Source organism: Colwellia sp. 20A7, assembly GCF_009832865.1.
Taxonomy (GTDB): Bacteria; Pseudomonadota; Gammaproteobacteria; order Enterobacterales; family Alteromonadaceae; genus Colwellia.
The window spans coordinates 3,018,986-3,044,259 of the sequence record NZ_CP047130.1 but is presented as its reverse complement, the minus strand read 5'-3'; the positions used below and the strand labels follow the sequence as shown (position 1 = coordinate 3,044,259).

General features: G+C 36.6%; 17 protein-coding genes. 14 read left to right on the top strand and 3 right to left on the bottom strand.

The window, feature by feature from the left end:
• The first annotated feature begins 3 nt into the window (after positions 1 to 3).
• The 7 genes from GQS55_RS13135 to GQS55_RS13105 all read left to right on the top strand — a co-directional run bounded on the left by GQS55_RS13135 (position 4) and on the right by GQS55_RS13105 (position 8,307).
• Entirely contained in the window at positions 4 to 1,242 is a 1,239-nt protein-coding gene (locus GQS55_RS13135) for an FtsX-like permease family protein (protein WP_159820948.1), read from the top strand.
• A 96-nt stretch (positions 1,243 to 1,338) separates the two neighbouring features.
• Positions 1,339 to 2,700 (top strand): sigma-54-dependent transcriptional regulator, encoded by a 1,362-nt coding sequence (locus GQS55_RS13130; protein ID WP_159820947.1) that lies wholly within the window; start codon positions 1,339 to 1,341, stop codon positions 2,698 to 2,700.
• Positions 2,701 to 3,981: a sensor histidine kinase gene (locus GQS55_RS13125; protein WP_159820946.1), complete on the top strand. Its 1,281-nt coding sequence runs from the start codon at positions 2,701 to 2,703 to the stop codon at positions 3,979 to 3,981. It abuts the gene before it with no gap.
• 107 nt (positions 3,982 to 4,088) lie between these two features.
• The gene (locus GQS55_RS13120) at positions 4,089 to 4,463 is read left to right on the top strand and encodes a hypothetical protein (protein WP_159820945.1); all 375 of its coding nucleotides are present in this window, start codon (positions 4,089 to 4,091) and stop codon (positions 4,461 to 4,463) included.
• Between the two features lie 110 nt (positions 4,464 to 4,573).
• The gene (locus GQS55_RS13115) at positions 4,574 to 6,616 is read left to right on the top strand and encodes a TonB-dependent receptor plug domain-containing protein (protein WP_159820944.1); all 2,043 of its coding nucleotides are present in this window, start codon (positions 4,574 to 4,576) and stop codon (positions 6,614 to 6,616) included.
• Between the two features lie 509 nt (positions 6,617 to 7,125).
• Positions 7,126 to 7,431 (top strand): putative signal transducing protein, encoded by a 306-nt coding sequence (locus GQS55_RS13110; protein ID WP_159820943.1) that lies wholly within the window; start codon positions 7,126 to 7,128, stop codon positions 7,429 to 7,431.
• A 117-nt stretch (positions 7,432 to 7,548) separates the two neighbouring features.
• Positions 7,549 to 8,307, top strand: a complete 759-nt coding sequence (locus GQS55_RS13105) for a FadR/GntR family transcriptional regulator (RefSeq protein WP_159820942.1) — start codon at positions 7,549 to 7,551, stop codon at positions 8,305 to 8,307.
• Between the two features lie 151 nt (positions 8,308 to 8,458).
• Here the strand turns inward: GQS55_RS13105 and kduI are convergent, their stop codons facing one another.
• Positions 8,459 to 9,301: a 5-dehydro-4-deoxy-D-glucuronate isomerase gene (gene kduI, locus GQS55_RS13100; protein WP_159820941.1), complete on the bottom strand. Its 843-nt coding sequence runs from the start codon at positions 9,299 to 9,301 to the stop codon at positions 8,459 to 8,461.
• A gap of 39 nt (positions 9,302 to 9,340) precedes the next feature.
• Positions 9,341 to 10,114 (bottom strand): 2-dehydro-3-deoxy-D-gluconate 5-dehydrogenase KduD, encoded by a 774-nt coding sequence (gene kduD, locus GQS55_RS13095; RefSeq protein WP_159820940.1) that lies wholly within the window; start codon positions 10,112 to 10,114, stop codon positions 9,341 to 9,343.
• 194 nt (positions 10,115 to 10,308) lie between these two features.
• Here kduD and GQS55_RS13090 point away from each other — a divergent pair, with 194 nt between their 5' ends.
• The 7 genes from GQS55_RS13090 (at position 10,309) to GQS55_RS13060 (ending at position 22,653) form a co-directional block, all read left to right on the top strand.
• Positions 10,309 to 11,247 carry a DUF4861 family protein gene (locus GQS55_RS13090; RefSeq protein WP_159820939.1) on the top strand — a complete coding sequence of 313 codons (939 nt, stop codon included), beginning with the start codon at positions 10,309 to 10,311 and terminating at the stop codon, positions 11,245 to 11,247.
• A 557-nt stretch (positions 11,248 to 11,804) separates the two neighbouring features.
• Positions 11,805 to 14,702, top strand: coding sequence for a TonB-dependent receptor (locus GQS55_RS13085; protein ID WP_159820938.1), 2,898 nt, complete (start codon positions 11,805 to 11,807; stop codon positions 14,700 to 14,702).
• An 84-nt stretch (positions 14,703 to 14,786) separates the two neighbouring features.
• The gene (locus GQS55_RS13080; protein ID WP_159820937.1) at positions 14,787 to 16,061 is read left to right on the top strand and encodes a glycoside hydrolase family 88/105 protein; all 1,275 of its coding nucleotides are present in this window, start codon (positions 14,787 to 14,789) and stop codon (positions 16,059 to 16,061) included.
• A 190-nt stretch (positions 16,062 to 16,251) separates the two neighbouring features.
• Positions 16,252 to 19,332 carry a chondroitinase family polysaccharide lyase gene (locus tag GQS55_RS13075; protein WP_159820936.1) on the top strand — a complete coding sequence of 1,027 codons (3,081 nt, stop codon included), beginning with the start codon at positions 16,252 to 16,254 and terminating at the stop codon, positions 19,330 to 19,332.
• A 534-nt stretch (positions 19,333 to 19,866) separates the two neighbouring features.
• Positions 19,867 to 20,865: a TRAP transporter substrate-binding protein gene (locus tag GQS55_RS13070; protein WP_159820935.1), complete on the top strand. Its 999-nt coding sequence runs from the start codon at positions 19,867 to 19,869 to the stop codon at positions 20,863 to 20,865.
• The gene (locus tag GQS55_RS13065) at positions 20,858 to 21,352 is read left to right on the top strand and encodes a TRAP transporter small permease (protein WP_159820934.1); all 495 of its coding nucleotides are present in this window, start codon (positions 20,858 to 20,860) and stop codon (positions 21,350 to 21,352) included. Before GQS55_RS13070 ends, GQS55_RS13065 begins: the two co-directional genes overlap by 8 nt.
• Positions 21,352 to 22,653, top strand: a complete 1,302-nt coding sequence (locus GQS55_RS13060; RefSeq protein ID WP_159820933.1) for a TRAP transporter large permease — start codon at positions 21,352 to 21,354, stop codon at positions 22,651 to 22,653. Before GQS55_RS13065 ends, GQS55_RS13060 begins: the two co-directional genes overlap by 1 nt.
• Before the next feature lie 150 nt (positions 22,654 to 22,803).
• Here GQS55_RS13060 and GQS55_RS13055 read toward each other — a convergent pair whose 3' ends face one another.
• Positions 22,804 to 25,257 carry a bacteriohemerythrin gene (locus tag GQS55_RS13055; protein ID WP_159820932.1) on the bottom strand — a complete coding sequence of 818 codons (2,454 nt, stop codon included), beginning with the start codon at positions 25,255 to 25,257 and terminating at the stop codon, positions 22,804 to 22,806.
• Between the last annotated feature and the right edge of the window lie 17 nt (positions 25,258 to 25,274).

The window sequence follows — 25,274 nt, the reverse complement described above, 5'->3', positions numbered from 1 at the left end:
ACTATGAATATTAAAGCATTACTTAAGGCATTACGTTTGCGTAAATTTGCCACAACATTATTAATATTACAACTCAGTTTAACCATAGGTTTAATGGTTAATACAGTTATATTAACGGCGAGTACGATTGAAAAACTCAATAAACCATTAGGCTTTGACGTTGAACAGCTTATTACCGTTGATTTAATGCCAACCTCTGGTGCCTATCGTGATACCGATTATTACCAATCGATTACCCAGCAAGATATTGCAAAAATATCAGCGATAGACGGTGTTATTAGCGCGGCTCATTATAACCAATTACCAATTCAACGAGGGAGTTGGAACGGTAATATGCAAGCAGCTGACTTCCCAAAAGATGCTGTTTTACCTACAGAATTACGTTATGTACAGATGTTTTACAGTAGTAAAATTGGATTGGAAAATTTAGGCGTGGAAATTATTGAGGGGCGAAAACTCACCGATGCTGATGATATAACCAAGGATTTCTATACCTTGAAAGATAGAGGAGAAATAGAACAAAATATTATTATTACGCAGTCATTAGCTAAAGCAATATTTCCAAATAAATCGGCGTTAGGTGAACTCACGAATAATGGACGAGTGATAGGTATTGCGCGTGACTTTAGTATTAGCCCTGCGCGTAAAGGCATAGATAAAACTTTTGGTTTATTTGGCAACTTTATGTTTTCACAATCAGATTATGAGCAACATTATGTGGTACGTGTTGAGCCAGGAAAACTAGCACAAGTGCAAGCACAGCTCAGCGACACCATTTTATCCGTACAAGCAGAACGTGACATTATACGTGTGCAGAGTATGGCAGAGCGATTGAAAAACTTTTACAGTCAAGATGCGGGTTTAGCGAGTTTGTTTGCTATGTTGTCGGCGTTAATGATTTTGGTGACTATCGTTAGTAGCTTTGCGCATGCGCATTTTCATGTAACACAACAACGTAAGTTTATTGGTATACGCCGGGCGTTAGGCGCGCGCAAAAAAGATATTATGCTTTATGTATTTAGTGAAAACTGGATATTAAACATTGGCGCTAGCTTACTGGGTATCGCTACTATGATTGGCTTAAATATCGCGCTATCACAAGTCATTACTATCGAAAAGCCAACAATAGTATTGTATGCTCTTGCGGTATTAGTCATATTTGTTGCTGGCTCTTTAGCCACTTGGCTACCCGCTTATAAAACAACAAAAATATCGCCCGTTATTGCAACGAAAACATTGTAATACAGTTTGCCATCATTAGCCGTTGCGCATGTGACGGCTAATGATGGCAGCTAATTACTGTAAATAAAAAAACATAAACAACCAAGGTTTTACACAATGAAGCGAATATTAGTCGTCGACGATAATCCTGATATTTTAGATGCATTAGATTTATTACTGAGTTTGCATAATTATCAAGTAATTACGGCTAGCACGATTAAAGAGGCGTTATTTGCAGCTAACAATCAGCGTATTGATCTTATTATTCAAGATATGAATTTTAGTCAAGGAACAACATCAGGAGAAGAGGGCAGATGCCTATTTTATCAACTTCAAGAAATTGTGCCGACTACACCTATTATTATTATTACTGCTTGGGGACAGCTTGAAATTGCGGTTGAATTAGTTAAAGCCGGCGCAGCAGATTATTTACCTAAACCGTGGAATGATATAAAACTACTCGATATTATTGCGGAAAATATTATAGAACCAGCGAATAATAGTAACGAAAAGTCAGCTCAAAAAAACAATAACACCACAGAAAATACATCATCCAATTTTATTGTAGAAAGCCAGCCGATGAAACAGCTTGTTGCGATGGCAAATAAAGTCGCTAATAGTGATATTAGTGTTTTAATCACAGGTGCAAATGGTAGTGGTAAAGAACGTATTGCTGATTATATTCACCAAAATTCGCCGCGACATACTAATCCTTTTACTAAAGTGAATATGGGCGCACTGGCCAGTGAACTAATGGAGGCAGAGCTATTTGGCGCTGAAAAAGGTGCCTACACAGGCGCAACGGCTATGCGAAAAGGGCGATTTGAAGCAGCGAATGGCGGTACATTATTTTTAGATGAAATTGGTAATTTGTCGTTAGCGGGGCAAATGAAGTTATTACGGGTATTACAAACTGGACAGTTTGAACGTGTTGGCTCTAGCGAAACAATTACGGTAGATGTACGGGTTATTAGTGCTACCAACAGTCATTTACCGCAAGCAATTGAAGATAATACCTTTCGTGAAGATTTATATTATCGTCTTAACGTTGTTGAACTTAATTTACCGCCGCTTGCGCAGCGACAAGATGACATTATCCCTTTAGCACGTCATTTTATTTCAGGCTCTCATCAATTGAGCGAGCAAGCTGCATCGCTGCTTAAACAACAACCTTGGCCGGGTAATGTGCGAGAATTAGAAAATCATTGTCAACGGGCTATGGTGTTGTGTGCCGATGAAATGTTATTACCTGAGCACTTTATGCTTGGAGCAAATTCAGCCAAGGTCGATTGTTCTTTATCAATCAATAAAGCAGAAAGTATAGCGCTAGACGCAAGTGCTGATAAAGTAAACTTGCAAGCCGTGTTAGACAAACATGAATGGGTGATTGCAAGAGCGGCGAATGAATTGGGATTAAGCCGACAAGCGCTCTATCGACGCATTGAAAAGCATCAACTTAGTCAAACAGAAGAGCATTAAATGCGATTAATTATTCTATTAGGTGCGTTACACACAACATTAATAGTGATGGTGTACTACTTTGTTGCACAGCATCCTATGTATATTAGTTTGCTGTTAGTGCTTGTATTATTAGCGACATTTCATTTATTAACAAAACAATATAAGCGCCAGCAAATCATTTTGCAAAGCTTAACTCATGGTTTACAACGTTTACGTGACAATGATTTCTCGGTGAGTTTAAATCAGCAAAAACAAGCAAATTACAACACTGTGATTGAAGCGTTTAATCAAACCAGTAATAAACTACGAGATGAACGACAGCGTCTTTACCAACGTGAAATGATGTTAGACAAAGTGTTGAATGCTTCGCCGATGGTAACTATTTTAGTTGATCACCGCGATACCATCACTTTTACCAATAATAGTGCGCAGCAAGCGTTTGAATTAAATGGTTCAATTGTAGGACGACAATGGACAACCTTAGTTGAGTCGTTAGCACCCGAGTTTCAACATGCGTTAAAGCATCAAGGTGAATCTATTTTCACTTTAACCGATAAACAAGGCTCCCAACAGGCCTGGCATGTGACTAATTCAAGCGTGACTATCCATCAAGCGCAACATCAATTATTCTTACTTAAAACCATCACCCAAGAGTTATCAAAACAAGAAGTGGCTACTTGGAAGAAAGTTATTAGTGTTATTAGTCATGAACTAAACAACTCTATCGCGCCTATTAGCTCTATGTGTCATAGCGGCGAATTATTGGCTCAAAACTTAAATGAACCCAGACTAAACCGAGTATTTAATACCATTAGCGGTAGAGTTAACCACCTTAATGACTTCATTAAGGGGTATGCGACACTGACAAAAGTTAAACTTCCTAATAAACAAGCCATTAATTGGGCTGTATTAATTGAACAACTACAAATACTTTACCCATTTTCACTTATCACACCATTACCAAATGCTATGATGAATGTGGACATTGCACAGTTTGAACAAGTATTAATAAATATTCTTAAAAATGCCCATGAAGCTGATGAAGCTGGCAATGTTACGCTGTCTTTTCAAGAGTCTAGTGATGTTGTCGAAATTAGTATTAATGACAATGGTAGTGGTATGTCGGCAGAAGTTATTCAAAATGCCTTATTACCTTTTTATTCCACCAAACATTCAGGAACTGGGTTGGGGTTAGCGCTTTGTCGTGAAATTATTGAAGCGCATAATGGCCGGTTAGTGTTTAAAAACCGAACACAAGGTGGTCTTAGTGTGTTAATTATCTTACCTATTCAGAGCTAAAATTACCCATATAAGACATAATGCTATATGACTGAAATTATGTTTAATTCTTCACATCTTAATAATAAAAGTTTAAACTACTCACCGTACTTTAATTTGAGGTTAAGATGTTTAAAGCAGTTTCAAGAGTATTATTTTTTGTCGTCATGCTTGTTGCCTTTATTGGGCAAGTACTAGCTTTTAATACCTCAATGGCTTGTGAAACCTCTGTAGAATCTCATTCTCTTATTAAGAATCATAAGTTAGAAAACAATGATTCAAGCATTATAGATACGGATAGCGCTGAAGACTGTTGCAGTATTGAATGTTGCGATATGGATTGTATTTGTATGGCTCATGTCTGTTCCTCTAGTACCTATTTCTCTACCAATGTCGGCTTAAATAGAACCATTACTGTCAATGAAACATTTTACATTTCAAACTTTGAGCAGCCTAAATCTATTGTAACGCTGCTGTATCGTCCTCCTATTTTTATCTCATAACACTTTTAGTAGGCTAAATTGTCTACGACTTAGAACGTCACAAATTTATCAGCACTTGGTTCTACGGAACTATTGCGCTGAAGTATTACCACGTTATACCTGAGGTAAAAATGTTTAAAAAAAATTTAACAATGGCAGTAGCAATACTGTTAGTACCAGCGTTTGTCTTTGCAAATGAGAGTTCAAATAAAAACTCAACTGAACACGAACATAGTTATCAAGAAAAGCAAGGCCATCAAGAAAAGCATGATGATCATGAGCACCATGAACATAGTGATAATAATATTGAAAAAATACAAGTAAGCGCTTCTCGCTTAGGTCGTATTGTCACCGAATCTGCAACCAGAACAGAAATTATTAACGGCGAAGAAATACAAGAAAAAGCACTCATGCGCCCAGGTAATATTTCTATGTTAGTAGCTGAAACTGGTGGTGTTAGGGTGCAAACTACTTCACCTACGCTAGGCAGTGCCAATATTAGACTTCAAGGATTATATGGGCGTTATACACAATTGTTAAGTGATGGCTTGCCTTTATACGGAGGTCAAACAGCTTCCATTGGCTTATTACAAATTCCACCAACAGATCTGGCTAATGTAGAAATCATTAAAGGCTCGGCTTCTTCTTTATATGGAGGCTCTGCACTAGGTGGGGTTATTAATCTTATTTCACGAACACCAGCAGATGCTTATGAAGGTGAAGTGTTAATTAATGCTACGTCTAAAAACGGTCAAGATGTGACTTCGTATTTCGCATCACCGTTAACAGATGATTTAAGCGGCTCAGTTACTGCTGGCGTTCATCATCAAGAAAAGCAAGATTTAGACGACGATGGCTGGATTGACATGGCTGGCTACGAAAGAGGCAGTGTACGTCCTCGACTCTATTGGCAAGGTGACGATGGTGCCAACCTTTACCTTACAATGGGTGCAATGAAGGAAGAGAGGGAAGGCGGCACTTTAGGTAATGCCACATTACCCGACGGTAGTACATTCGCCCAAACACAATCGACATTAAGAACAGATCTTGGTTTTATCTACGACAAACCTGTAGGTGACGTGATGAACATTAATGTACGTGGCTCTGGCATGAACCAAGATCACGAACATGAATTTGGCGCTGTTCTTGAAGATGATAATCACCAAAGCTATTTAATAGAGTCAAGCTTGTCAGGATACTCTGACAAAACAGCGTGGTTAGTAGGTGTAGCGTTACAATCTGAAAAATTCGACTCCGATACATTTTCAGAATTTAATTATTCATATCAAGTACCAGGATTGTTTTCGCAACTAGATTATGAAGCAAGTGATGATGTTTCAATGTCACTTAGTGCTCGTACTGATTGGCATAGCGAATATGGCACACAAGTAAGTCCTCGTATTTCATTATTGTACAGCCCTGAAAACTGGACTGTTCGAGGGGCTTATGGTCAAGGTTTTTTTGCGCCAAGCCCATTTATTGAAGACATTGATGAAGCCGGTTTATCACACCTTGCGCCCCTAGAAAATATTACTGAAGAACAAGCGTCAACCGCTTCAATAGATGTTAGCTATGCCTTAGGTAGTGTAGAAACGAGCATGACCTTATTTACGTCAGAGATTGAAAATGTTACTGAGTTAGAAAATATAAATGATATTGATAAAGCGTTCGGTAAACAAGTTCGCATTGTTAACGCTGAAGGTAAAAGTAAAATTAATGGTGCTGAATTATTGCTCCGTTATCGCTGGCGAAATATTAAGTTCACAGGGAGTTATTTATATACTGATGCAACGAAAGAAAATGATATCGGCACTGGCCGAATACCTTTAGCACTTACACCTACACATTCTGCTGGCCTTGTGGTGATGTGGGAAGAGCATGGCAGCCATTTACTTGGATTTGAAGCTTATTATACGGGTACTCAACGTCTTGAGAATAACCCCTATCGTCAGCAAAGTGATCCTTATTGGCACTTAGGGTTATTAGGTCAGATAACCATAGGAAAAATAAGCTTATTTGTTAATGCGGAAAACTTGTTAAACGTACGACAAACTAAAGAAGAATCTTTATTGTTACCAGAACAAGCCGCTAGTGGACGATGGACGACAGATATTTGGTCAAAAAATGATGGGTTTACTGTTAATGCAGGCTTACGCTTTCAATTTGGCGGCTAAAATAAAGTATGAGTGAAACGGCATTTAGGCCGCTTGTCATTGTGATAACAGGTTTAAAAATCGTTACAATTGATAATGCCTCAATGATCTTTAGTCTGATCATTGAGGTATGATACCAAACGGATTATTAAATTGAGCAACTTAGAGCTACATTAGCGAGCTTAGAACAAACACAATGAGTTAATTATAGTCATTCTATATTTCATTCATTTTGTGCGGTTATCAGTTTGCTAATGAGCTCCCGAAGGGCGAGTTTATAAGGCTTATATGCCGCGTTATTGATTTTGACAAGGTTCCCACATGGATGTGGGGTATTAGGGTAACGCAGGAGCAGTTACCGAGAATAACCATTATCTTCAATCAATGCCTTGCCGACATGGATGTCGGTACTTAAGTTATGTTTGGAACGTATAACTTGTGCCTCTAAGCCTTTTAATTCTCGCTAAGTGATCAATTAATTAGTCCGATTGGTATTATTGTAGTCGCTATTTAATTATGAGTACTCAAATATGAAAATTGTCTATTCCAACGAAAGTATTTTTTTTGTTACTAATGTTAAAAACCTTATTTCGGCTGAAGGTATAAGTACCTTTATAAAAAATGAATTTTCTCAAGGCGCTTTAGGTGAAATATCGGCTTTCGATGCTTGGCCGGAAGTCTGGGTTACAAATAACAAGGATTTTGAACGCGCTACAGAAATAATAAATGAATTGCAAAGCAGTAATGAAGGTGAAGATTGGGTTTGCCAAAAATGTTCAGAACAAAACGCATCGTCATTTGAAGTATGTTGGAATTGTGGCACTGAAAATTCGTAATTTATAGCAATAAATTAAAAACACAGTTTGCTAAATTGAGCTAAAATTTTAGTTAAAATAAGTATTGATTTATAGTAGTATTGTTATCTGATAACCTTTTTCACTATGGATAGAATTTTGACAGCAGACAACTTTAATATTGAACAGTTACAAGGCTCTCGTAGTCTTACTAACGACCTTGTTGAGTCACTTAGAAACCAAATTGTTGGTGGTAATTTACAACCAGGTACTAAACTTCCTGCTGCGCGTGATATAGAAGAAAAAGCGGGTGTTAGCCGAAGTGTTGTTCGTGAAGCTGTAGCTGCACTTAGAGCTGAAGGTTTAATCATTAGTAAACAAGGTGTTGGCATGTTTGTTGCCAATAACACGGTAAAAAAATCTTTTAAAATTGATTCAGATGAATTTAGTTCAATAGAAGATGCTGTACAAATTTTAGAATTAAGAATGGCTGTAGAATTAGAAATGGCAACTATGGCAGCTAAAAAAAGAACAGCAAAACATATGAAAAATATTTGGTCAGCTTTAGATGCTTTTGATAAACAAATTGATAGTGGCAATGATGCGCTTAAAGAAGATATTGCTTTTCATTTAGCGATTGCTGATGCTTCAGGTAACCCTTATTTTTCAAGGTTTATTAAGTATATTGGTGAAGGTGTCATTCCATCAAGAGAGATAATTACTGAGAATGAAAAGTCGCTAGACTCTCAAGAGTATTTAGCTATTATTCAAAAAGAACATAAAAATATTGCTTCAGCGATTGATGCAAAGGACCAAGTTTCTGCAAGGGCGGCTATTTATGAGCATTTAAATAATAGTCGTAGTCGTCATATACAAATAGTTAAAAAATACAAAGAAGAGTTAGCTGCTAAATCATAAGTAGATAACTTAGATCACCTTTAATTACGGCTAAATTGACGTTGTTAAACCGTTATTGAAAGTTGAACCAAGCCGTTTTTTAGGATATTGACTTAAAATATGTGAGCGCTTCCCGTACATTTTCCTTCAGAAAAGCGCTTTATGCTTAATACTACTTTAATTCAGTCGGGCCGTATTTATCCATATCATCATAATCTAAGTTTTCACCCGCCATTCCCCAAATAAATGAGTAATTAGAGGTACCAGCACCACTGTGTATTGACCAGGCAGGTGATACAACGGCTTGTTCATTACATGTCCAAATATGACGAGTTTCTTTAGGCTCGCCCATAAAATGACTTACCGCTTGATCTTTAGGTAAATCAAAATAAAGGTAAGCTTCCATTCTACGATCATGTTGATGTGCTGGCATAGTGTTCCATACACTACCTGGTTTTAAACAAGTCATCCCCATTTGTAACTGACAAGTTTCTACTACGCCATTAATAATAAGCTGGTAAATAGAACGCTCGTTCGACGTTGCTGGCGAACCTAATTCTAAAACATTAGCGTTTTTATGAGTAACTTTTTTAGTTGGGTATGCAGCGTGTGCGGGTGCTGAATTTATATAAAATTTTGCTGGTGCCTTATTATCTGTACTCGTAAAAATAACGGATTTATTTCCAGAGCCTACATATAAAGCTTCGTTACGCTCTAATATATATTCATCGCCGTCAACAGTTACTGAACCAGTAGCGCCGATATTGATTACACCCAACTCACGACGCTCTAAAAAGTAACTAGCTTTTAATGGATCTATACTATCTAAATTTAAAGCGTTGTTTGTTGGTACAATACCACCAACAATGAAACGATCGTAGTGGGTATATACTAATTTTATTTTATCTTCTTGGAAAAGATCGGGTAATAAAAAAGCTTCACGTAATTGTTCTGTATCAAAGCTTTTTGCTTCATTATGCCCAACAGCGTAACGGGTTTCATATTCTAAAGTCATAATATTCTCTATTTGAAAAAGTTAAAGGGAATGATAGCGTTAGCGTGCCAACCAACCACCATCTACGGCTAATATATGGCCATTTACATAGTCACTAGCTGAGCTTGCTAGGAAAGTAACCGCACCAACTAATTGCTCTGGTTCTCCCCATTTTCCTGCAGGAATTCTTTTTTCTATATCTGTATTGCGTTCAGGATTGTCCTGGAGTGCTTGGGTATTGTCTGTACGGAAATATCCCGGTGCTATTGCATTCACTTGAATGTTTTTACTCGCCCATTCATTTGCTAATGCTTTAGTTATGCCTACAACACCATGCTTACTCGCCGTATAGGCTGGCACTGTTATGCCGCCAGTAAAAGACAACATAGAAGCGATGTTAATAATTTTTCCTTGTTGTTTTTCTAGCATCTTTATACCAACTAATTGGCTCAGTAAGAAAACAGCGCTTAAATTAACATCAATAACTTTTTGCCATTCATTTAACGGGTACTTATCTGCAGGATATCGGGAAATAGTGCCGCCATTATTTACCAATATATCGATTGTACCGGTAAGAGAAAATGCTTCTTCAACCATTGAGTGAATAGCGTCTTGGTCAGATAGGTCGGCACTTATGGAATATGCTTTCCCTCCATTGTCGTTTATTATTTTTTCTGTTGCTAAGGTACCGTTGTTTTTAGAACTACTACAAATAACGGTAGCTCCAGCTTTAGCTAGCCCTATAGCAATTGCTTGTCCAAGGCCTCTGCTTGCACCTGTAACAAGGGCAGTTTTACCTTCTAACGAAAATAATGATAGATCAGGATTACTCATTATTTAAACTCCATATTGTATTAAATGTTATATATCGCTAAGATATCAGTCCTCATGTTATCATACAAGTGATAAAGGGACATATTTTATATTGTTACGCTGTTACCCTAGCTCATGATAAATAATGTGTCACTATATTGATTATGAGTATGATATTTTATACCAAGAGTTTTAATATAGAAAAGGTAATATAAATGAAATTTTTATCTAAAATGCTCGTGTTAAATGTTGTTGTACTCCTTACTGCTAGTTGTGCTCAGCAATCACAAGAAGAACTTCTTCAACAAGAAAAAAAGAAGAATACAGTTGAATTAAGTAAGCAAAAAATAAAAGCTTACGCTAAATATGTACCAGAAAGAGAAGATGATTTTACTTGGGAAAATGACTTAGTGGCCTTTCGTGTTTATGGTCCATCTTCACCTGCAACGGCAAATAATGCTTCTAGCGGAGTAGACGCTTGGCTCAAGCGTGTTGATTATTCAATTATAGATAAATGGTATGACAATTTTTTAAATAAAGTGAGTTATCACACAGATTGGGGGGAAGGTCATGATCCTTATCATACTGGGACATCAAGAGGTGTAGGTAGTGCAGCGTTGTGGATAAATGACAAACCTTATCCAGCAACTACATACAATGCATGGCGTATCATTGAGAATAATTCTGACACAGTTATTTTTGAACTAGATTATGCCTATCAAGCGCCAATCGGTAATGTGACTGAAGTTAAGAGAATTAGCTTAACACTAGGCTCTCAATTATTTGAAGTTACTTCTAGTTTCTTTATTAATGGCTTACCAGCGAAAGATCTTAAGGTAGCTATTGGTGTAACAACGCATGATGAAAAAGCGAAGGTAAGTGAAAATAAAAAGCTAGGTTGGGTCGCTGCATGGGAGAGCATTGACGGTTATGCTTTAGGTACTGGTGTTGTTGTTTCACCAGAAAACGTTGAGAGCATTAAGCATGTTGTATCTGAAGTGCAAGACCAAAGTCACATCTGGATAATTTCTCATACAGATGAACTTGGTCAGCTCAACTATTTTTCTGGTTTCGGCTGGACAAAGGCCGAGCAGATAACAACGGAACAGGAGTGGCAGCAGTATTTAAGCCATTACTCTTTAACTAAACAATAAAATAGCTTGAAAGTATTGTAGTTTAGCTAACGTAGCTAAACTACTTAGAGCTACTAACATAGTACTATTTATTATAGTTAGTATTGTTATAGCCTCTCTTTATAACCAAGATACCGCAGTTACTCTTTTATTAGATATATTTATTAACACCTAAAATAAATAAGTTTGTAACGTCCAAAATTAAAATCAAAATTTGAATGAGCCTTAAAATAAGTCTTTGATTTTCATGTTGAATTATAATAATGAACACCTGTTTTTAATGTGTTAGGTGTCAGGGAATTAAAATAGATATAAATTTTAATTATTTTTTTACTTTAAAAACAATGATTAATTTATTTATAGTGTTTTTTCACTCACCTTTTACATATCAATTTCATTTTATTGACTTGACATCTCGTTAACGTAATGAGATGTTATCTGTTGTCAGACAACTAACAACATAAATATAAATAGTTTGAACTGAAACGGGTAGGTTTATAGATATATTAGGTTACAAGAGTTTAAAATGAACCAATAGCTAAAAACATTACTTTTATAAATAACGAAGGGATAAAGTCATGAATTTAAATAAGAGTATTTTATCTGCGGCAATTATAACCGCAGTATCTAGTTTCTCAGCTACAGCTGAAGAAACTGCAGAAAAACAAGTTAAAGAAATTGAAACTATTCAAGTTACAGGTATACGCGGCAGTTTGGTACGTTCATTATTTGATAAACGTTCTGCTGACAGTGTAGTTGATGGTATTTCTGCTGAAGATATTGGTAAATTTCCAGATCAAAACGTTGCTGAATCATTACAACGTATAACGGGTGTTACAATTGACCGTGGTGAATCTGGTGAAGGACAAAAAATTTCTATTCGTGGTTTTGGCCCACAATTTAATAACGTATTATTCAATGGCCGAACAATGCCAACCGATAATAATGCACGTGGCTTTTCGTTTGATTTAATTGCTGCTGAATTAGTGAGCGGTGCTGATGTTTATAAAACAATGAAAGCTGATGTTGTAGAAGGTGGCTTAGGCGGTACAGTAAATGTACATACAGCTCGACCATTCGACTTTGATGGTTTTAAAGGTGCAGCTTCAGCTAAGGTTGTACAAGATACGCTAGCTGATAGCAGTAATCCTTATGTTTCAGGGTTAATTAGTCAAAATTTTGATAGTGATTTTGGTATTTTAGCATCTTTTGCTTACCAACAACGTGATAGCCGTATGGATCAAGCGGGCTCTCTTCGATTTAGACCGAGTAATGTTTTATTAGGTGATGAAGGGACTGCTGCAACCGAAGAGCAATATTGGCGTCCACAAACATCATTTCAAAAATATGAATTAGCCGATCGAGAACGTCTTGGTGCAACATTAGTCGGTCAATGGCAAGCGAGTGATGACTTACGCATCACTGCGGATGTTTTATATTCAGCATATAGCGCACAAAAAGAAAGTTATGAAATTGGTCGTTGGTATTCTGATCCACAATTTAATGCGGTAGTTGATGATAATGGTTCTGTAGTCGAGTTTGATCGTTCAGTTAAACCTTATGTTGCTCCAGGTGTACATCAATTATGGGAAGATGGTAACAAGTTACCAACAGGTCAATGGAATGGTATTAACTACAAAGGCCTTGACCGAGATAGTGATACAACGATGTTTGGCTTAAACTTTGATTGGGATGTGTCAGATACATTTAACGTTGAAGTTGATTTACATACATCAAAAGCGGATAGTCGTTCGCCAAATAACCCTTATATAAACCTTTCTGTAGGTACTTTAGAATCTGCACAGTGGGAAGATACCGGTAATTCATTTAACTGGGAAGATGATTCAGAAGGTTATATAGGTGATTTAAATAATTATCATACAGGTAATGTTTATCAAGTGTCAGAAGCGACTGATGATGATGTTACAGAGCTAAGAATTGATACCCAATGGGAATTAGAAGACACTGGAGTGCTTACTTCAATTAGTTCAGGCATACATTACTCAGATCGTACGAAAAGTTATGATCGTGGCGAAACACCTTGGACTGATGTCGTTGTTGGTTTTTATGGTGGTTATGTAGCTAATGTACCATCTGATATTTTTTATGATGTTGCACCATCTGGTGGATTTTTATCAGACCACAATACCGGTGGGTTTATTGATAACTGGGTATCATTTGATCCAGATGACGTATTCGATTATTTAGTGAGTGATGAAGCACGACAAAGCGCTTCTCATGTTGGCGATCAAATTATGAATAATTTTGCCAACGGTGATCCAACATACGCTAATGAAGCTGAAGCACAAGCCGCAGCCGATGCTGCATCAGCTGCAAAATTAGCGAATATTGAAGCTGGTTTTGCTAAATATACGGGTGAATATGGACCTTATACACCTGTTCATCTTCCGGCTAAATCATGGGAAGTAAACGAAGAAACATTAAGCGCTTATGTTCAAGCAAGTTTAGAAGGCGAGAACTGGTCAGGTAATGTTGGTTTACGTTATGTAACGACTGATACTACATCATATAGTGCAAATGAAGTGTTTATTGGTATGAGATTATTACCCGGTCAAGGCGCTTACGCTAAAGAAAGTGAATCAGGACAAATTTCTGTAGGGAAAGGCAGTTATTCACAATTATTACCTAGTTTGAATGTTAAGTACGACATAACAGAAGATATTGTTACTCGTTTTGCTTATTCAAAAACATTAACTAGACCTAGTCTGTCGCAATTAATTTTAGGTGAAACTATTTCTGCGGTTGGTACTGATAGTGCCGTTGCAGGGCAAGTTGATTGGGATCTTAAAGCGACAGGTCAAAACCCTGATTTAAAACCTTATATTTCAGATAATATTGATGTCGCTATAGAATGGTATTACGCACCAGAAAGCTATATTGGTGCAACTTACTTCTCTAAAGATTTAAGTGACTGGATTGTCACCGAAACGGTTGATGAAGAGAGATACGATTCAATTCAAGAGGTTAACCTTACTTTCCAACGTACAGCACCAAGAAACGTAGAGTCTGCAGAAGTCAGTGGTATTGAGTTAGCCATGTTGCACAACTTTGAAAGTGGTTTTGGTATTCAACTGAATTACACTATGATTGATACTACTGCCGCATCAAGTGCTGGTAGTGATTCAAGAGTAAGTATGACAGGCTTATCAGATAGCTCATATAATGTTATTGGTTTTTATGAGAATGGCGCTTTTCAAGCTCGAGTAGCTTACAATTGGCGTGAAGGTTATACCACATGTACAAGTTGTTCATGGGGAGATCCAGAATTAATTGATGACTACGGACAAGTTGATGCCTCAGCTAGTTATGACGTTACAGAAACAGTCTCTATATTTGCAGATGTAACTAATTTATTAGATGAAGACCCATATAAATATGCAAAATATAAAAACCGTACTGAAAGTATTACTGATACTGGTGTTCGATATTCTGTAGGTGTACGCGCTTCATTTTAAGAGTAAACATTTAGTGTAAAAAAGCAGGTGGAAATTTATTTTTCACCTGTTTTTTTACAATTACTTTATAAAAAAGAGAATTTTATGTATTTAAAGAAAATTATTTTTTTATCCTGCACCTTAATGCTATTTAGTTGTCAGTCTAGCAATATCAACCAAACAGCGACCGAAAATTCGCAAGTAGAAAATATTTCAGCTGAATTTTCGAAACCTGCGGTTTATCAAGCCATGAAAAAAGTGATTGATTGGCAACTTACTCGCTTCAATAAGGAAACCAACTTATTTGAAGGGTATGAAAATGACGCATACATGAGTTCAACCGATGCTGATAGTCATCCTCAAGGCTGGGTGTATGCGGCATTTCATGTTGGTATGTCGCGTTGGTCATCATTAGCTGAAACGCAGGGTGAAAAAAAATATATTCAACTACAACACGACATAGCAAAGAAGAATAAGTACCTATTTGCTCCGCGTGTTTATAATGCTGACGATTACGCTATTGGTCAGCTGTATTTAGATTTATATGAAAAATACAAAGACCCAGAGATGTTAGTGCCTTTAAAGGTTATCTTTGAGTTGATTATGCAAAACCCTGCCACGGTTGATCTTGATTTTGAGAAAGTTACACAAAACTTTGCTCATAAAGAAAGTCACATGGCTGAAGAATTTGCCGGTCGTAGTTTTCCTTTAGCACCGTGTAAAAGTCGTTGGTGTTGGGCTGACTCATTTTTCATGGGACCACCTGTATGGATACATTTATCAGAAGTGACTGGTGATAAAAGATACCTTGAATTTGCCAACAAAGAGTTTTGGGCGACTGCTAATTATTTGTGGGATGACAAAGACGATTTATTTTTCCGTGACTCACGCTTCTTTGACAAACGCGAAGCTAACGGAGAAAAAGTCATTTGGGCTAGAGGTGTTGGTTGGGTAGCCGCGGGGCTTGCAAGAATATTAGAGAGTTTGCCAGCAGATCATGTCGACAGACCAAAATATGAAGACACGTTTAAAAGAATGATGGCGCGTTTAGCCGGTAGTCAACAAGACGATGGCTTATGGAGACCTTCTGTTTTAGCGCCTGAATCTAAACCTTTTAAAGAGTCTAGCGGCACAGCGTTAATTACTTTTGCTTACGCATCAGGTATTAATCAAGGTATTTTAGATAAACAAAAATATCTACCAGTAATATCAAAAGCTTGGGCTGGTTTGGTTGATGCTGTTCAGCCCAGTGGTAAGCTTGGATGGGTGCAAAAAATTGGTTATGCACCTGACAGTGTTTCAAGTGAAGACACACAAGTTTTTGCTATTGGTGCATTCCTTTTATCTGGTACGGAAATTTATAAATTATCATCAAAGTAAGCGGTAATTAAATTTACGTTAATTCAGTAAAGTAATAAGCAAAGCCTTTCTTTAGGCACATTACGTCAGATACCTTACAAGGCTATAAATTTTTAGGGTGAGTAATTATCTGGCGTATCTATTTCCTTATATATTGCCTATTGAGAAGTACACAGGCGCTATATTTTAACGCTGCTCATTGAGGCAATAAATGATTGTTCAAAGTAAAAAACGCTATTCATTATATTTATTTTTCACTTTAATCAGTTGGAATGCCTTGGCCGAAAAAACAGGCTCAATACCGATAAATAATGAAGCCATTCCAAGGGTAGAGTCATTCGAATTTGAACACTCACTTGCAAATTTCCATCACTCAAAAAATAGTACAGTATCTTTGTCTAATAAACATCATAAGTTTGGACAACAATCGCTACAATGGCAGTGGCGAGGCAATAGTAAAATAAGTACGCAAAATTTTAGTTTACTCACGCATGCACAAAGCCCATTACCGTATGGGAAACATTTTCCTGCAAGCCCTACATTAATCATCTCGCTTTATAGCGAACACAAACAAAACACGGTATTAAGGCTTAGTTATTCAAAACAGCAGCAAGAATTAGTGTGGTTTGAATTACCGATTAACTTTTCTGGCTGGCGCACGGTTGCGGTTCCCTTTTACGAAATGAATGGCACACCACCTAACATTAATGACGCTGTTAACTACGACACATTTACGGTAGAGGCTCAGGGCAATAATGCCGGTGAAATATATATTGATGACATAGTCTATTCGCAATACCAAGATGATCGCCATCCGTATCCAAGTGAACAAGTGCCTTTTATTCAAAAAGAAACACAATTATCGGGTAACGATTTATGGATGCCATTATTTAGATACATGGATAACATTGAGAATGTTTTGCCTAATAAATTAGATAACACAGATCTAATTCAGTTAGAAAAAATAGAAGAAAAAATTCAATCATTACTTTTACCTGTTAATAGTAAAGGCATGAAACTCGTTGAGCTAAAAAGTCAATTCGATACGTTATTATTAAAAGATAATGGTAGTAGTGTTGTGGGTCCACCATTAACTTTTAGACCTGAAGAAACACATTATGATGCCACTTTCCAAGGGGTAAAAATACATAATAAATTACGGGATTTCGGTAAGATTTTAAAGGCTATCGCGATTGAGTACACTTTGCTAGAAGGTAAAGGTAAGAATGAATTAGCCACGCTATTTATTACTGCTACGCGATATTACTTAGATCAAGGTTGGCAGTATGGCTCTTCTATGAGTAGTACTCACCACATAGGTTACAGTACCAGAGAGTTAACCGAAGCTTTCTTTATTATGCGTAAAGTATTACAACAAGCTGATTTATTAACGAGTACTTCTAAAGGTCTGCAATGGTTTTCAAATTTAGGTAGCATATTAAAAGATAAAAGTAGTTTTAACGCGAATATTGATTACATGAACACTCAAGCGTTTTATCATTTATTGCTTATATTTTTAAGTAACGACAATGAAATTAAAGCCGCTTTATTACATAAATACTCAACGTATATTTCTACTATATTAGCGCAAGACGATGCACGTGGTGTTTTCAAAATTGATGGTACAGCATGGCATCATGGTGGGCATTATCCTGCTTATGCATTAGGTGCTTTTCAAAAAATCCCTCAAACAATTTGGGCACTTTCAGGTACACCTTTTCAAATAAGTACAGCAGGGCATGCAAATTTTAAGAAAGCATTTCTTGCCAGTCGACTTTATAGCCAGTCGTTTGATTTTGGTTTCGGTAATGCGGGTCGCCATCCTTTTGATGGCAATTTTTCTTCGTTAAAAAAACAATATCTACAATTAGCTTTTTCGGGTGACCCTGAGCATCTAAGCAATATTGATGCAGATATTGCTGCAGCCTATTTACGATTATGGGGTAATGAAGATGCAAAATATAAAGCACTTTTTAACGATGCGGGTATTAGTGCAGAAGTTCTATCTGGGTATTATAGCTTTCCGTATGCGGCAACAGCAGTACATCGAAGAAACCATTGGGCCGCCTTAATTAAAGGTTATAGTAAGTATGTTTGGTCGTCAGAAATTTATGCAGCGTCTAATCGTTATGGTCGATATCCTGCAAATGGCACAGTACAGTTACTTAATCAGCAAGGTGAAAAAGGTAGTGGTTTTATTGAAGATGGTTGGGATTGGAATCGTTTCCCTGGTGGTACATCGGTAAATTTACCTTTTAGCGAGCTAGAAACAAATAAACCCTTATTAATGTTTCGCTCGGCTGAGTCTTTTGCGGGTAGCGTTAGCTTAAATAAAAATGGTCTATTCGCTATGCAGCTTAACGACAGTAAAGGCGTAAACCATGAAACGAATGATATTGTTATGTTTCCTACGCAATTAAAAGCGAAAAAATCGGTTTTTTCTTTTGGCGATAAAATAATATTAATTGGTACTGGGATAAGTAGTGTGGATCAGAATAATGCTGTTGAGACCACGTTATTTCAAACTTCTATCAATAAAGATCAAGTTAATATTACTCGCGAAAATCAAGCAGAAAGTGTTGTATTTCCCTATAAAAATAACGCGAAAACAAGTGGTAATAACTGGTTAATAGACTCTTACAATAATGGTTATCACATACTGTCGTCGAATAATCTAAGTCTAGAAGTAAGCACTCAACATTCCTATCACGACAAATATTCTTTAAAAACAGGTAAACATGGGGCTAGGGCTAAAGGGAAAAAAACCACCCAAGGCGATTTTGCTGTTGCTTGGCTAGATCATGGCGTAGCGCCTAAAAATGAATCTTATCAATATGTTATTTATCCGTTTATGAATGCCGATGAAAGAGAACACTTTGCTACTAAGGTTTTACAAGCACCGTCTTATAAAATTATAAAAGCAGATGATCAGTCACACATAGTGACGGATAATGAAAGTGATATGACCGGGTATGCGATATTCTCGGTAGATAAGCCTATTAATTATGGTTTGCTGTTGGCGTCGTCTGATCCAGCATTAGTGTTAATTGAACAAAAAGAAGAAAATAGTATAACGCTAGCTGCCACTCAACCTGATCTAAACTTTGACAAAGCGCATCCTATACAAGGCTTTAGTCAACCGGTCTTACTAAAATTGACGATAAAAGGTTTATGGAAGCTTTCTAAGGTAAACAACAGCGTTACTTCTTTGCAGCAAAAGCAAGGTAGCACTGAAATCATAATTAAAAGTCAGCATGGATTAACTGTTCAGGTTGCTCTTTCAAAAGTCTAATGTAGTTTTAATACCAGTTTCATTAATTAAGTGATCTACTTTATACGCAGGAAAAATGGCCAAATACAAGGCATTTATTTTAATAACTAGTTGTTCTAATTATTAAATAAATAACGCAGTCGTTGGTTGTTTTAACCAGTAAAAATGATCACATGGTTAGTGAAATTGGTATAAGTCACTCCATTAACTATAAATGAGAATGGAGAGCCCTTGTTTATTTTCTCGTTAATCTGTTTTATAAGGGCTGAGGCTAAATGGCTCTGTAACCAAAAACATACCGTTATTTGTTTGACATAAAACGGTAACTTTACTTGTATGATATCTTACTATGCGATATCTTTTGTTTCGAGATAAAACCGTAATTCAAGCATATTAAATAATAGAGGTATTATCTCTAATACCAAAAACCTTCTATATAAAGTAGGTGAGTTTGTAGTGGGGAGCAATTTTAAAAGTAATGATAATACTTTTAAAATTTTTAAAACTAATAATAATAACTAGCGATATTAACGACTAGTTTTGGGTTTAAAGTTGATGAATATTCTAGTTAAAATTGTATGTTCTTTATGTATTTTCGTTATCGTTGGCTGTGGTGCTGATAAATCAACAAAAGTTCTTAGGGTTGGTCATACCTTAGAAACTAAACATGTAGTGCATAAAGCATTAGTTACCATGGCCGCAAACCTTAATTCCTATTCTAACGGGGAATTAACCATGAAAATATATCCAAATGGGCAACTTGGCTCAGAAAGAGATATGGTTGAGTTATTACAAATAGGCAGTCTTGCGATGACTAAAGTTTCAGCAGCAGCGCTTGAGGGTTTTGTTGTTGATATGAAAGTATTTAGTATTCCATATATTTTTCGTAGTCGAGAACATCGTTGGCAGGTTCTGCAAAGTGAAATAGGCGAGGATATATTACTTTCTCTTGAAAAAGCACATTTAAAAGGGTTAGGATATTTTGATGCCGGTAGTCGGAGTTTTTATACTTGTAACGAAATGATCCGTTCACCTGATGATTTAATGGGTAAAAAAATCCGAGTGATGAACAGTCAAGCCGCCGTTAAAATGGTAGCGTCTTTTGGTGGTGCAGCGACTCCTATTTCTTGGGGGGAGCTATATGCCGCAATGCAGCAAGGCGTTGTTGAAGGCGCAGAAAATAATCCGCCCAGTTTTTATTCTTCACGTCATTATGAAATATGTCCCTATTACTCACTCAATGAACATGCGTCAGTACCTGATGTTATTGTTGCGAGTAAACATGTAATGGATTCATTGTCTGAGCAACAAAAAAAATGGTTGAAGCACGCTATGAACGATGCGGTAGAGCTACAAAAATCTTTATGGGAACAAGCAGAAAATGAAGCATTAGAAGAAGTAATAAAAGCAGGCGTTGAAGTATATTATCCTGATAAAAAACCATTTATTGAAGCCGTATTGCCTTTTCATGCCACATTTCATGACACTTTGGTTGGTGATTATTTAACGCGTATCTCTGTGAAAGGTGAATTGTTAGGAGAAAACAATGAATAAGATTGTTTCGGTAATCGATTATCTCTTAAAGTATATGCTGATTTTTTTGATAATAGCCATAGTGCTTGCTGTGTTATGGCAAGTATTGTCACGTTATTTGTTAACATCACCAAGTTCAGGATCTGAAGAAATAGCTCGATTTTTATTGATTTGGATTTCACTACTCGGTGCCGCTTATAGTTACCGTATAAAACTACATTTAGGTTTAGATATTGTTGTAAAAAAAATGTCAGATAAACAACAGCAATTTGCCACCATGTTTTGTCATTTTATGGTGTTGCTCTTTTCTTTATTAGTATTATTGGTAGGTGGCAGTAATCTCGTGCTGATTACTTTTAATCCGGTACAAATATCACCCGCGTTAGGTTTTCATATAGGTTACGTTTATACGGTTCTACCATTAACCGGTTTTTTAATGAGTGTGTACGCCTTGAATGAATTAATGTTAAGCGTTAAAAGCAAATCATCAGTGCAGGAGAATCTCTAATGGAACTTAGTATTATTATCTTACTTGTTACTTTCTTTATTTTACTTTTATTGAATGTTCCTATTTCTTTTAGTATTGGTATTGCAACGTTAGCAACCATGCTTTACAGCATCGATTTTTTACCGGCCATTACTACTGTGGCCCAACGCATGACAGGAGGAATAAATAGCTTCGCTTTGTTAGCTATTCCATTCTTCATACTTTCAGGCCTTATTATGGGACAAGGGGGTATAGCTAAACGACTGATTGAATGTGCTATGGCCTTAATTGGTATGTTACCTGGAGGATTATCACTTGTTAATGTGCTGTCTTGTACCTTATTTGGTGGCATATCAGGGTCGGCTGTTGCAGCAACTAGTGCTATTGGGAGTTTTATGATCCCCGAAATGGAAAAAAAGGGTTATGATCGTAACTTTGCAGCAGCCGTAACCGCAACGGCTGCAACAACGGGTATGATCATTCCTCCTAGTAATATTCTTATTATTTATGCCATAGCCAGTGGCGGTGTTTCTATTTCTGCTTTGTTTGTAGCAGGTTATTTACCTGGAATATTAGTCGCTTTAGCGCTAATGTTGGTCTGTGTTTACACTGCTAAAAAAAATAATTTTCCAACAGAGCCTGCATTACCTTTTAAAACTATTGTAAAAACTGTTGCTAGAGCAATACCCAGTTTAATGCTTATATTTATTGTTATTGGCGGTATTGTTGGCGGCGTCTTTACAGCAACAGAAGCGGGTGTTATCGCAGTTGTATACTCATTGTTTTTATCCGTATGTATTTATAAAGAAGTTAAAGTAACAGAATTACCTGACTTATTATTAAAAGCAGCAGGTATTACCGCGATTGTTATGTTTTTAATTGCCGCGTCTTCAGCAATGTCATGGATACTGTCTTACGAAAATATACCGCAAACTATTACCGAAGTAATGTTAGGTTTAAGTGAAAATCCACTGATGATTTTGCTGCTTATTAATATTATTTTACTTTTGGTGGGAGCTTTTATGGATATGACTCCCGCGGTATTAATATTTACCCCTATTTTTCTACCTGTCGCTGAAAGTATAGGCGTTTCACCTATTCACTTTGGTATTATGATGGTATTAAATTTATCGATTGGTTTATGCTCTCCGCCAGTAGGCTCTGTACTTTTTGTCAGTTGTTCAGTGGCTAAAACATCGATAGAAAAAATTATTAAACCGATGATGCCACTTTATTTAGCAATGATAGTTGTACTAATGCTTGTTACGTTCATTCCAGCCTTAAGTGAATGGTTACCAACAACGATAGGGTTAATGAAATAAAGCAACGTTGATAAAAAATAAAGTTATTATTATGAGTATTCGTACTAAAGACCAGTTGGATAATCAGTTTGGATTTAATAACCGGTCCTTATTTTTATATTTCAGCGTAAATTTGGGGCACGAATGTTAATTCATTAGTCATGCTAGTTTTTAATCTTGTTGATTTTTAATAAACTTTGCATAGTCAGTATCGTCATGTTCAATGTGACTCTTTAACCACATATTAAACTCTTTCATTTGAGCACTTATTTCTGAAGGGGTAGCGATATTGATTTTATCAATATGTTGAATCATCTTATTGATTAATTTTTGATGACTTTCTTTATGAGCCAACGCTTTAGCATAATTGTAGCTGTCAAATAGGTCCTCTTCCCAAGAAAAATGCACTTTTGCATATTCCAATAAAGCGCTAATCGCATTCGTTATTGCGGCACTACTGCGTTTTTGGTTAGACATAATATGAACGTCATTTATCATATCAATCATTTTTTCATGTTGACGATCGGCTTCGTCAATACCAATAATACTTTTTGGCTCCCAATGCACTAAGCGTAACTTCTGCTCGTTTTCTGTAAATACGTCTACATCAATAGTGTAACGCTGAATAACAAGGCGCATTTCTTTTGACATTGCGGATAATCTACAGCCAGTAAGAGCTAATGTTTTAGCACCCTTTGACGCACTGTCAGCTACATCACTTATAGTAACAATACTTTGAGATATTTCTTCGGCAACACAAGATTGTTCTTCTGTTGCAGTAGCAATTTGAATGCTCATGTCGTTAATTTCATTCACAGAAGTCGCGATAGAAGATAACGATTTTCCGGTTTGCTCTACTTGTAAAACAGAGTTATTTGCAAACTCCTGACTTTGTTCCATACTCAAGGAAACTTCTGAAATACCTGCTTGTATTAATTCGATCATGGTTTGAATTTCAAGCGTTGAATCTTGCGTTCGTTGAGCTAACGTTCTTACTTCATCGGCAACAACAGAAAAACCGCGACCTTGGTCGCCTGCACGAGCAGCTTCTATCGCTGCATTTAATGCTAGTAAGTTGGTTTGGTCTGCAATACTTTTAATAACATCTAATATATTGGTTATGTTGTGGCTATTTTCTTCTAACTTGTGTATTCCTTTAGTCGAAATATTAATGTTTTCTGCCAATTGAGTTATGGCTTCAACAGTTGTAGATACAACGGCGATACCACCAATAACCTCTTCACTAACTCGTTGTGATGACACTGAACTCAGCTCTGTATTTTTAGCTACTTCTTGAACTGATACACTCATTTGCGTTACCGCTGTAGCTGTAATTGCTAATTCTTGAGATTGTGTTTCCATGCCATCTGCCGCCATTTTACTTTCACACGCTATTTCATCAGCAGCATTAGCAATAGCTTGACTAGACGCTCTTACCGCAATAATTGAGCGGCTTAGCCCTTCTGTTATTTCATTGATACATTGGGCAATCACTTGCAGTTCGTCTTTAGTTTCAAGTGATAATCGAGTGTCGAGTTCACCGTCACAAATAGCATGGGCAGTTTTAGTCATGCTAGTTAGGCTTTGTTTAATAGATAAATAAATACCAATATAAAAATACGTCAGTAGGGCAATAACCAAAATAATAATCAGTAAATAAAAGTTAATATTCGCTTCAGCGGCTTTTATTTGAGATACCATGCGCTGTTCTAGTAAGGGCTGCATAGCATCACATAACGCTAATAAACTAGAAATAGCACGTGTTCCTTCTGCAAAGAACTCTTCTGGTGAGGTTGCTACTTTTTCAGCATGAATAATGGCTTTATCTGCAAAGGTTAGGTATTTATCTAATTTCATTTCTGCATCTTGATAAGGTTGTTGTAAAGCAGATTTCAATTTTGCAGATGTTAGAAAAAGGTAATGCATGTCTTTTTGTAAAATCTTTTCATTACGAGTACTCGATAAGGCGGCAACTTGTAATTTATTGTCGGTGGTTAAAGCATTAGCCGCTAATACACCAGAGCCTTTTCCTCGTAACCTTCCTAGCGACTCTACTTGAGCTGGAATGGTATGCAATAAGCTGTTAATTAAATAACTATTCGCTGCATCTTCGTCTTGTAGCATTTTACCTTGGCGGCCAATGGTATCCATAAAATCAATAATATCAGCAATTAATAGGGTATAAAGCGAGAAAACTTCATTGGCCTCTGTGTTAAAAGCGTTGCTTGATATAGTTGTCCAGCGTTTTTTTAGCGATGCTGGAAAATTATTGCTTCCTAGTGCTTCACCCAATTTACTCTCAACAGATAATAATTGCGCAAAGTTACTTTCAACAACTTGTCGCTTAGCCATTATTTTATTAGCAACTGATTTATTTCCGTTTAAATAAACATTTGTCATTCCACGCGTTTGTGCCACATGTTCAACTAACTGTCTTAAAGGAACAATATAAGTAGATGCATTTAATTTATAGTTTGCTCGTTCGACTTGTTGCCATTGCAACTTGGTCAAGGTAAAAAAGAAAAATAATAAGGGGATAATACAAAATAAAGAAACGAGTAAAAATTTAGCTTTAAATGAGAGTAAGTTAGAAAGTTTAATTGATAATGAAAAAAATTGTGCCATAAGTAGTCTATTCCGTA

Bases quoted from the DNA above. Each gene is read 5' to 3' on its own strand.
- GQS55_RS13085 (WP_159820938.1), top strand. From the start codon at position 11,805: ATGAATTTAAATAAGAGTATTTTATCTGCGGCAATTATAACCGCAGTA.
- GQS55_RS13060 (WP_159820933.1), top strand. From the start codon at position 21,352: ATGGAACTTAGTATTATTATCTTACTTGTTACTTTCTTTATTTTACTT.
- GQS55_RS13090 (WP_159820939.1), top strand. From the start codon at position 10,309: ATGAAATTTTTATCTAAAATGCTCGTGTTAAATGTTGTTGTACTCCTT.
- GQS55_RS13065 (WP_159820934.1), top strand. From the start codon at position 20,858: ATGAATAAGATTGTTTCGGTAATCGATTATCTCTTAAAGTATATGCTG.
- GQS55_RS13075 (WP_159820936.1), top strand. From the start codon at position 16,252: ATGATTGTTCAAAGTAAAAAACGCTATTCATTATATTTATTTTTCACT.
- GQS55_RS13135 (WP_159820948.1), top strand. From the start codon at position 4: ATGAATATTAAAGCATTACTTAAGGCATTACGTTTGCGTAAATTTGCC.
- GQS55_RS13055 (WP_159820932.1), bottom strand. From the start codon at position 25,257: ATGGCACAATTTTTTTCATTATCAATTAAACTTTCTAACTTACTCTCA.
- GQS55_RS13070 (WP_159820935.1), top strand. From the start codon at position 19,867: ATGAATATTCTAGTTAAAATTGTATGTTCTTTATGTATTTTCGTTATC.
- GQS55_RS13080 (WP_159820937.1), top strand. From the start codon at position 14,787: ATGTATTTAAAGAAAATTATTTTTTTATCCTGCACCTTAATGCTATTT.
- GQS55_RS13125 (WP_159820946.1), top strand. From the start codon at position 2,701: ATGCGATTAATTATTCTATTAGGTGCGTTACACACAACATTAATAGTG.
- kduD (WP_159820940.1), bottom strand. From the start codon at position 10,114: ATGAGTAATCCTGATCTATCATTATTTTCGTTAGAAGGTAAAACTGCC.
- kduI (WP_159820941.1), bottom strand. From the start codon at position 9,301: ATGACTTTAGAATATGAAACCCGTTACGCTGTTGGGCATAATGAAGCA.
- GQS55_RS13120 (WP_159820945.1), top strand. From the start codon at position 4,089: ATGTTTAAAGCAGTTTCAAGAGTATTATTTTTTGTCGTCATGCTTGTT.
- GQS55_RS13110 (WP_159820943.1), top strand. From the start codon at position 7,126: ATGAAAATTGTCTATTCCAACGAAAGTATTTTTTTTGTTACTAATGTT.
- GQS55_RS13115 (WP_159820944.1), top strand. From the start codon at position 4,574: ATGTTTAAAAAAAATTTAACAATGGCAGTAGCAATACTGTTAGTACCA.
- GQS55_RS13130 (WP_159820947.1), top strand. From the start codon at position 1,339: ATGAAGCGAATATTAGTCGTCGACGATAATCCTGATATTTTAGATGCA.